Here is a 3,700-nt window from a genome sequence, read left to right as displayed (position 1 = left end):
GTCTGAGACCGGGAGGCCCCGCCCGGCGCGGATGCTCCGCCGTCCCGTGGTGTCACCGGCGGGCGCGATCCGGGATCCCGACCGGTGTGGACCCCGCCACCTGGCGGTGCTGCGGGCGCCGCCCCGGGGTCCCGGCCCGGCGCGGGAGCCTCAGTTCCCGGTCCGGGCGCCCCGGTGCTCCGGCATCCGGAAGTAGATCATCGGATTGTCCGTGCTGGTGCGCACGGGCTCGCCCAGCCCCAGCTCCTCCCGCAGCTCCAGGAGGGCGGTGTAGGGCGCGGGGGCCTTCTTGCGGGAGGGGGTGAAGAAGTCCGTGCCGTTCTCGCGCAGCCACGACAGCACCACGGCGCCCTCGGTGAAGGGCAGGGCGCGCTTGCCGTGGAAGACGTCGTGGACGCTGACCGGCGTTCCCGGGGCCACGCGCGGGAACAGCGACTCCAGGTACCACCTGGCGAACCGGCCGTTGTGCGCGGCGTCCACGAACAGGTACCCGATCCCCTCGGGGACCTGGGACATGTTCTCGCGGATGTCGCCCTTGTGGAACTCCCACCGCCCCAGGGACAGCTCGGAGGGCACGTTCGCCACCACGTTGTCCACGATGTCGAAGGAGTGCAGCGTCCCCCCGCCGTTGTCGCGCAGCGCGGACAGGATCCACGTGGTGGACCAGCCGTGGAAGGTCCCCAGCTCCATCACCGTGTCCGGCCGCGTCTCGCGCAGCAGCAGGTAGGTGATCTCCGCCTCCAGGTCGTCCAGCTGCGGCGTCATCCGCCCGCGCGTGCGGCGGAGGAACTCGCGCTGCGCGTCCCGGACCTTCGCCAGGGGGTCCCGGTACCTGCGGTACAGGTCCCCGATCAGCGCCAGGTCGATGTCTCCCATACCGTCCCCACTCCAGTGTCGCTCGATGGTCGCTCTGCGTGAACGCGCGCTTCAACCTACCCGCGACCCGGGGCCCCACACCGCTTCACGACGCCCTTCGCGGCGCGATTCCCGGACATTCTCGCGCATCCTCCTCCCCAGGTAGGAGGTTCCGTCGTCCGGACGGCTCCGGCCGGTCCGCGGGAGGGGCGCGTATTTCCTCCTCCGGACCGAAGCGCCGTGAGCGGGGCCGACCTAGGGTCGGGAGCGTCGGCAGGGAAGAGGGGACCGCCGGGACCCGCCCGGCACGCGACGGGGAGGACCGATGGCCGCCACCGGCGGGACGGGCACGACGGCCCGGACGGACGCGAGCACCGCCTCCGGCGTCCTGGACGCGGCCCTGGCCTGGCTCACCGACCACGCGGAGTGGTTCGGGCCGCGCTGGGACGACCACTTCCCGCCGCGCGACTTCGCCGGGGCCACCGTCATGGAGCTGCTCATGCTCTGCCGCCTCCTGCGCCGGACGGATCCGGCCCCGCCCGGAGCCGCGGGACTGGAGCGCGCCGCCGCGGAGCTGGCCCGGGACGCGGTCGCCGCGACCGCCCCCGGCGGGGAGGGCGAGAACCCGCCCTACCGGCTGTGGACGGCGGCGCTGCTCGCCGACCTGGGCCGTCCGGCGGACGGGCCCCTCGCCGACGCGCGGGCCCTGGCCGAGCGGCGGCCCCCGCGGCCCCCCGGCGCCGGGGCCTCGCCGGTCCTGGCCCTGGAACTGCGCCACATCCTCGACCTGGCCGGGCTCGCCGCCCCCGCGGACCTGCCCGGCACCGCGCCGCTCTACGACGCCTGCGTGGCCGAGCACGCGGGCGGCACCGGCGAGTACGACGCCTACGGGGTCACCCACGCCGTCCTGTACGCCACCGACTTCGGGGCCCGGCCGCTGCCGGGGGACGCCGCGCGCATGGGGCGCGTGCTCGACGGCCTGCTGCGCGCCTACCTGGACGAGGACCATCTGGACCTGACCGCCGAACTGCTCCTGTGCGCGCGGATCGCCGGAGGGGTGCCGTCCGCGCTGGAGCGGCGGGCCTGGGACCGGCTGGCCCGGGCCCAGCGCCCCGACGGCTCCCTGCCCGGTCCGCCCTTCGACGCCGGGGTCCTGGCCGGGCGCACGGGGGAGCGGGCCACCGCCTACGTCTTCCGCACCTGCTACCACACGACCCTGGTCACCGCGATGGCCGCCGCCCACGCCGGGGCGTCCGCGCGCCCGTGAGCGCGGGTCCCGCGACGAGAGGAGCACGTCCATGGCCGACGCCCCGACACCGTCGGCGTGCCCCGTGAGCCTGCCCACCGCACGCGAGCACGCCCTGGACCCGCCGCCCCGCTTCGCCGAACTTCGCGAGAGGTCGCCGATCACCCGGCTGGCCCTGCCCGACGGGACGCGGGGGTGGCTCGTGACCGACTACGAGTTGGCCTGCGACGTCCTGGTGGACCAGCGCTTCAGCGCGCGGCAGGACATCCGCGTCCCGCCGCCGGGGCAGGCCCCGGCGCCTCCCGCGGCGCCCGGCTTCTTCGTGCGGATGGACGCGCCCGAGCACACCCGCTACCGCAGGCGCCTGGCCGGGCAGTTCACCCGGCGGCGGATGCTCCTGCTGGAGTCGCGCATCGGGGAGATCGCCGAGGAGCACGTGGAGCGCATGCTCTCGGCGGGCGCGCCCGCCGACCTGGTGACCGACTACGCCCTGCCCGTGCCGTCGCTGGTCATCTGCGAGCTGCTCGGTGTGCCCTACGGGGAGCGCGAGCGGTTCCAGCGCGACACGGCGGTCGCCTTCGACGTGGGACAGCCCCGGGAACGTGTCTCGGCGGCGCTCGCCGACCTCAACGCCTTCCTGGCCGACCTGGTGCGCCGCAAGCGCCGCGAACCGGGGGAGGACCTGCTCAGCGGGTTGCTGGACGCCCCGGACCTGACGGACGAGGAGGTCGCGGCGATGGCCTTCCTGCTGCTGGTCGCCGGGCACGAGACGACGGCGAGCATGCTCGCCCTGGGCGCGTTCGCCCTGCTCACCCATCCCGGACCGTGGCGCGGGGCGCTCACCGCTACCGACCCGAAGCCGATGACGCGGCTGGTGGACGAGCTGCTGCGCTATCTGACGATCATGCAGTTCGGGGCGATGCGGGTGGCCCGCGAGGACCTGGAGGTGCGCGGGGAGCGCGTCCGGGCGGGGGAGGCGGTCGTGGTCTCCCTGGCCGCCGCCAACCGCGACCCGCGGGCCTTCCCCGGCCCCGACGTGCTCGACCCGGGGCGGGAGCGCCCCATGCACCTGGCCTTCGGCCTGGGCGCCCACCACTGCCTGGGCCACCAGCTGGCCCGGACGGAACTGCGGCTGGGGTACGGCACGCTGTTCCGGCGGATACCGGACCTGCGCCTGGCCGTCCCGCCGAACAGCGTTCGTATGCGCGACAGCTCCGCGGTCTACGGGGTGCACTCCCTTCCGGTCGCCTGGGGCGAGTGAGGAGCCGGCCTTCAGGGACGGGATTCCAAAAAGAGGGGAATTCCCCGTCCGATACCCACGGCGATCTCCTATGGAAAAGGAAATGGTTACGGGTTGAAGCCGCCGGGCACGGCGGGGCCTGCTTGGACGCGTTTGTCCGCAGAACGGGGAAATGAGGATCCCGGCGCAATGCTCGGACCTCGGTGATCGGCGGACACGGGCCGTGACCGTTTTTTTCGGTTTTATTCTCCGATGGCCACATGCGGCCACGGGCGAAGGGTTTGTCCGTAGGGGATCGGGGATTTAAGAACGGCTGGCTTCTTTCCAATGGACAACCCCGGGTTCCCCCGCCCCCACAC

3 protein-coding genes are annotated in these 3,700 nt (G+C 74.0%); 2 read left to right on the top strand and 1 reads right to left on the bottom strand.

Translation table 11 applies throughout. The features are described 5' to 3' along the window. Positions 1–150 precede the first annotated feature (150 nt). The gene (locus DQW06_RS06420) at positions 151–876 is read right to left on the bottom strand and encodes a class I SAM-dependent methyltransferase (RefSeq protein ID WP_013155684.1); all 726 of its coding nucleotides are present in this window, start codon (positions 874–876) and stop codon (positions 151–153) included. Between the two features lie 304 nt (positions 877–1,180). Between DQW06_RS06420 and DQW06_RS06415 the strand changes: the two genes are divergently transcribed. Together DQW06_RS06415 and DQW06_RS06410 are read left to right on the top strand one after the other, a co-directional pair. Next, positions 1,181–2,122: a DUF6895 family protein gene (locus DQW06_RS06415; RefSeq protein WP_013155683.1), complete on the top strand. Its 942-nt coding sequence runs from the start codon at positions 1,181–1,183 to the stop codon at positions 2,120–2,122. A gap of 31 nt (positions 2,123–2,153) precedes the next feature. Continuing rightward, positions 2,154–3,362 carry a cytochrome P450 gene (locus tag DQW06_RS06410; RefSeq protein ID WP_013155682.1) on the top strand — a complete coding sequence of 403 codons (1,209 nt, stop codon included), beginning with the start codon at positions 2,154–2,156 and terminating at the stop codon, positions 3,360–3,362. The last annotated feature ends 338 nt before the right edge of the window (positions 3,363–3,700 follow it).

Origin of the sequence: Nocardiopsis sp. TNDT3 (assembly GCF_003427465.1) — a bacterium.
Lineage (GTDB): Bacteria > Actinomycetota > Actinomycetes > Streptosporangiales > Streptosporangiaceae > Nocardiopsis > Nocardiopsis dassonvillei.
The sequence above is the reverse complement of the archived record's forward strand: the minus strand, read 5'-3'. Positions and strand labels throughout refer to the sequence as shown.

Excerpts from the sequence above, each read along its gene's own strand:
- DQW06_RS06420 (WP_013155684.1), bottom strand. The coding sequence starts at position 876 with ATGGGAGACATCGACCTGGCGCTGATCGGGGACCTGTACCGCAGGTAC.
- DQW06_RS06415 (WP_013155683.1), top strand. The coding sequence starts at position 1,181 with ATGGCCGCCACCGGCGGGACGGGCACGACGGCCCGGACGGACGCGAGC.
- DQW06_RS06410 (WP_013155682.1), top strand. The coding sequence starts at position 2,154 with ATGGCCGACGCCCCGACACCGTCGGCGTGCCCCGTGAGCCTGCCCACC.